Origin of the sequence: Mesorhizobium sp. M7A.F.Ca.CA.001.10.2.1 (assembly GCF_003998575.1) — a bacterium.
Classification (GTDB): domain Bacteria; phylum Pseudomonadota; class Alphaproteobacteria; order Rhizobiales; family Rhizobiaceae; genus Mesorhizobium.
The window spans coordinates 1-4,445 of record NZ_RZQY01000507.1 but is presented as its reverse complement, the minus strand read 5'-3'; the positions used below and the strand labels follow the sequence as shown (position 1 = coordinate 4,445).

The window sequence follows — 4,445 nt, the reverse complement described above, 5'->3', positions numbered from 1 at the left end:
GAGTCGCTGCTGAAGCCCCTGGTCGACTGGAAAACCGCCAACCAGATTTCCGGCATCGGCCGCGCCACCGCCTTCCAGCTGGTCGAGAATTTCGCCCTCATCAACCGCCGCGACATCGCCGAGGAGATGAAGTCGCTCGACCAGGAAGGCCGCGCCACCCTTCGCCGGCTTGGCGTGCGCTTCGGCGCCTACCATGTCTTCGTGCCGGCGCTGATCAAGCCGGCGCCTGCCGGACTGGTGACGCTGTTGTGGGCGCTGAAGAACGACGGCAAGGACAAGCCGGGTTTTGGCGACGTGGTCCATGCGCTCGCCTCGGGTCGCACCTCGGTGGTGATCGACCCTGCTTTCGACAAGACGTTCTATAAGCTTGCCGGCTACCGCAATCTCGGCCGTCGCGCCGTGCGCATCGACATACTGGAACGGTTGGCGGATCTGATCCGTCCGGCGACCAACTGGAAGCCCGGCCTCGGCCAGCGCCCGGACGGCGCCTATGACGGCCAGTCCTTCATGGTGACGCCGCCGATGATGTCGATCCTCGGCGCCACCGCGGACGACATGGAAGAAATTCTCAAGGGTCTCGGCTATCGTGCCGAGCCTAAGCCGGCCGTCGAGGTCAAGGCGCGGCTCGAAGCGCAGGACAACGCCGCCCGCGAAGCGGCGGTGGCGAAACTGGCGACGGAAGAAGCTGAACGAGCCGAGCAGGCCAAATCGGCCGAAGCCGCGGCAACGGATGCCGCAGCAGAGGCAGCCGTCGAAGAGTCGGAGGCGGCATCGGACGCAGTGGCCGTTTCGGAACCCGCGGCCGAAATTCCCGCCGAAATCACCTCCGACGCCGCGGCGGAACCTGCTTCGCCTGCCGTGGAAGAACAGGCGGACGCTCCGGTCGAAACCGTGCAAGACGAAGCGCCTGTTGCCGAGGCTGCTGCTGAACCGGCACCGGCTGAACCGCAGGCAGAGGCTGAAGCTGCCGAGACTGAAGCCGCAGCGGCAGAAGAAGCCGCAACGGCCGACCTGGCGGCAAATGCCGCGCCCGCAACGGACGCCGCGCCGGACGAACCTGTGGCGGTGACTGAAGCAGCTGTCGGCGAACCCGCGCCGGAAGCCGAAGCACCAAAACCCATCCTGTTGTGGCGTCAGGGCCGCTTCGAACAGCGCCCGCGCAACCGCGATGACAACCGCAGGAACAATCGCCCGCGCAACGGACAAGCGCGCGGCCGAAGCGATGCGCCTGCGGATGCCGCCGGCGCACCGGCCGCTGCTGCACCCGGAGAACGCCCGGCCCATGAAGGACGGCGCGATGGAGCCGGCAAGCCGCGCTTCGACCGCTCGAAATTCAAGCCCAAGCCGCAGGCCGAAGGCGAACAGCGACGTGATGGCAGGCCGCAGGGCGAACGTCCCGACCGCCGCGAAGGCCGTCCCGACTGGAAGGGTGGCAGGCCTGATGGCAAAGGTGGTCCGCAAGGCGGCAAGCCGGCCTTCCAGCCGAAGCCGCGCGAGGAGCGTCCGGTGCGTTTCGATCCGGATTCGCCCTTCGCCAAGCTCGCCGCTCTCCGCGACCAGCTGAAGAAGTAGAACCCGGCTCGCTTCGATGGTTGCCGAAGGCCGCCAGCGCATCGACAAATGGCTGTTCTTCTCCCGCGCCGTGAAATCGCGCTCGCTGGCGGCGAAGTTGGTCGTCGCCGGCCGGGTCCGCATCAATCGCGACAAAGCAGCGCAGGCCTCCGACCAAGTCAAGCCAGGCGACGTCCTGACCATCACGCTCGAGCGTCGCATCTTCATCTGGAAGGTGCTCGGCGCCGGTGCACGGCGCGGCCCGGCCGAGGAGGCCCGGACGCTCTACGAGGATATGTCGCCACCGCCCGCACCGAAGGGCGAAGCCCCTCCCGATGCAATTCCGGGGCTGCGCGAGGCCGGCAGCGGCCGCCCGACCAAGAAGGAACGTCGCCAGACCGACCGATTGCTCGGCGAAGATTGATGCCTGGCGTCCAAAAACACGCAGTGGTTCTGGGACAACGGCACGCCTGAGGCGAGAACTGAGCCCGGCAAACAGACGCTCTGCGGGACATGACTGACTTCCGCCGGGCCTGCAGTCTGGAATTCCATTCCGGAAACACCGGCACCGTCCGCAATGGCTACCCTTGCAAGCGGTCGACAAAGGCGTTACCTGACGGAAAAAGCCCAACAAAATGGGACGTCCCGGAGCCGACCGATGACCTATGTCGTGACCGACAATTGCATCAAATGCAAATACATGGACTGCATCGAAGTCTGTCCGGTCGACTGTTTCTACGAAGGCGAGAACATGCTCGTCATCCACCCCGACGAGTGCATCGACTGCGGCGTTTGCGAGCCGGAATGCCCGGCCGACGCAATCAAGCCGGACACCGAACCCGGCCTCGACAAATGGCTGCAGGTCAACACCGAATACGCCGAGAAATGGCCCAACATCACCGCCAAGAAGGAACCGCCGGGAGACGCCAAATCCTTCGACGGCGAGGCCGGCAAGTTTGAGAAATACTTCTCGGCCGAGCCCGGCGAAGGCGATTGACAACACGGCCGCAAAGGCCGGTATTACGCTGGGTAAGAGGCACGTCACATTAACCGGCTTGACAGCCGGCGCTGACCTGTGGCCTTCGCGTATGCAGCAAAACCTTGATTCTTCCGACTTTTTGTGTTACATCAGCGAAACATGCCGGTGACACAACGTCGATTTATGGCGCAGACGCCCCAAATCACTGAAAGGTGAAAATCCCATTCGGACCAGAGCGATCTGGGCCAGGCGGTCGCGATGTTGCGGTTTGCCGGTCCGGCCTTTCCGATGGGTTCATCTGTTGTGCGGCTAACGATCGGCTTCCCCGATCGCGCGAGTTCGGACCGGCAGGACGCCGGTGCCACAACAAGGAGTTCAGGGCGTAATGGCAACGATCACCCCGCAGAAGAAGTCCACCGCTGCGCGTCACGGTTTCAAGACCGGCGAGTACATCGTCTACCCGGCGCACGGCGTCGGCCAGATCGTCTCGATCGACGAGCAGGAAGTTGCTGGACACAAGCTGGAACTGTTCGTCATCGACTTTTCGAAGGACAAGATGCGCCTGAAGGTGCCGGTCGCCAAGGCGACCTCCATCGGCATGCGCAAGCTGTCGGAGGAGGATTATGTCGAGCGCGCGCTGAAGGTCGTGCAGGGCCGCGCCCGCGTCAAGCGCACCATGTGGTCGCGCCGCGCCCAGGAATATGATGCGAAGATCAATTCGGGCGACCTGATCTCGATCTCGGAAGTCGTGCGCGACCTCTACCGCGCCGACAACCAGCCGGAGCAGTCCTATTCCGAGCGCCAGCTCTATGAGGCGGCGCTCGACCGCATGGCCCGCGAGATCGCGGCCGTCAACCGCATGTCGGAAACCGAAGCCGTGCGCTTGATCGAGGTCAACCTCAACAAGGGCCCTAAGCGTGGCGCCAAGGCCGACAATGAAGAGGCCGAGCAGGAAGAAGCTGCCTGATCCTTCTCGCCTTTTCGAGAGATCCTGCCTGAAACGATTGGAGGCTCCGGTTTGACCGGGGCCTCTTTTGCTTTTGGGCGGCAGCTTCGATGTTGATGATGTACTGCGCACCAGCGTGCTGCATCGCGGCTTGCCGGCGCGCCGAACCGTGGTGCCGTCCAGCGCGCATTTTCGTTTAACGTGTGTCCCCACTTGTCGCCTTGCCAGCAAAGCAGGCCGCAGCAATGGTTTCGCGCAATTCCTCGTCGGCGATCGGCTTGTGCAGGATGCGGCTGCCGCTGGCGCTGATCTCCTTGAGGCGCGAAGGCGAGGTATCGCCGGTGATGATGATGGTCGGGACAACGCGGCCGATATGGGCGTGAAGCGCACGGATCGCGTCGGTGCCGGTGGTGTCATTCTCGAGACGGTAGTCTGCGATGATCAGGTCGACCGGCGCATCGCCGGCAGCCAGCGCCGCCGCATGGGCCTTCCGTGCCTCTGCGGCGGAGCGGCCGGGATAGACACGATGTCCCTCCAGGTTGAGCAAGCGCACCATGGCATCGAGAACGTCGCCCTCATCCTCGACCACCATGATGCCGGCGGCACTGCTGGCCGGCGATGTCGTGTCGACCTCTAAGCGAGCTTGCACCGCGCCGGCCTTCGCGACGGTGATGGAAAACAGGGAACCGCGTCCGGACGTCGAAGCCAATTTCAGCGGGTGCCCCAACAGGTCGGCGGTGCGGCGAACGATGGCGAGCCCGAGTCCCAGGCCTTGCGTGCGGTCCCGCGCCGGGTTCTGCAACTGCACGAACTCCTCGAAGACCATCCCCTGCTGATCGGCGGGGATGCCGGGGCCGCTGTCGAGGACCTGTATCTCCACACATGCGCCGCGCCGGCGACAGCCCAACAGGACACCACCTTGCTTGGTGTAGCGAAAGGCATTCGACACCAGGTTGTTGAGAATGCGCT

The 4,445-nt window shown here is 64.3% G+C and carries 4 protein-coding genes and 1 pseudogene; 4 read left to right on the top strand and 1 reads right to left on the bottom strand.

Annotation, left to right across the window (positions count from 1 at the left end; translation table 11 throughout):
- From EN964_RS25980 to EN964_RS25965, 4 genes and pseudogenes are all read left to right on the top strand, one after another.
- Positions 1-1,572: pseudogene (locus EN964_RS25980) on the top strand (helicase); the annotation flags it as partial.
- A gap of 16 nt (positions 1,573-1,588) precedes the next feature.
- Positions 1,589-1,975 carry an RNA-binding S4 domain-containing protein gene (locus tag EN964_RS25975; protein ID WP_023814308.1) on the top strand — a complete coding sequence of 129 codons (387 nt, stop codon included), beginning with the start codon at positions 1,589-1,591 and terminating at the stop codon, positions 1,973-1,975.
- Between the two features lie 234 nt (positions 1,976-2,209).
- Positions 2,210-2,548: a ferredoxin FdxA gene (fdxA, locus tag EN964_RS25970; RefSeq protein WP_127267257.1), complete on the top strand. Its 339-nt coding sequence runs from the start codon at positions 2,210-2,212 to the stop codon at positions 2,546-2,548.
- A 367-nt stretch (positions 2,549-2,915) separates the two neighbouring features.
- Positions 2,916-3,497: a CarD family transcriptional regulator gene (locus EN964_RS25965; RefSeq protein ID WP_013529179.1), complete on the top strand. Its 582-nt coding sequence runs from the start codon at positions 2,916-2,918 to the stop codon at positions 3,495-3,497.
- Between the two features lie 175 nt (positions 3,498-3,672).
- On the opposite strand, the gene EN964_RS25960 is transcribed toward EN964_RS25965, so the two are convergent.
- Positions 3,673-4,445 (bottom strand): hybrid sensor histidine kinase/response regulator (locus tag EN964_RS25960; protein ID WP_127276905.1); only part of this gene is annotated, 773 nt, incomplete at its 5' end.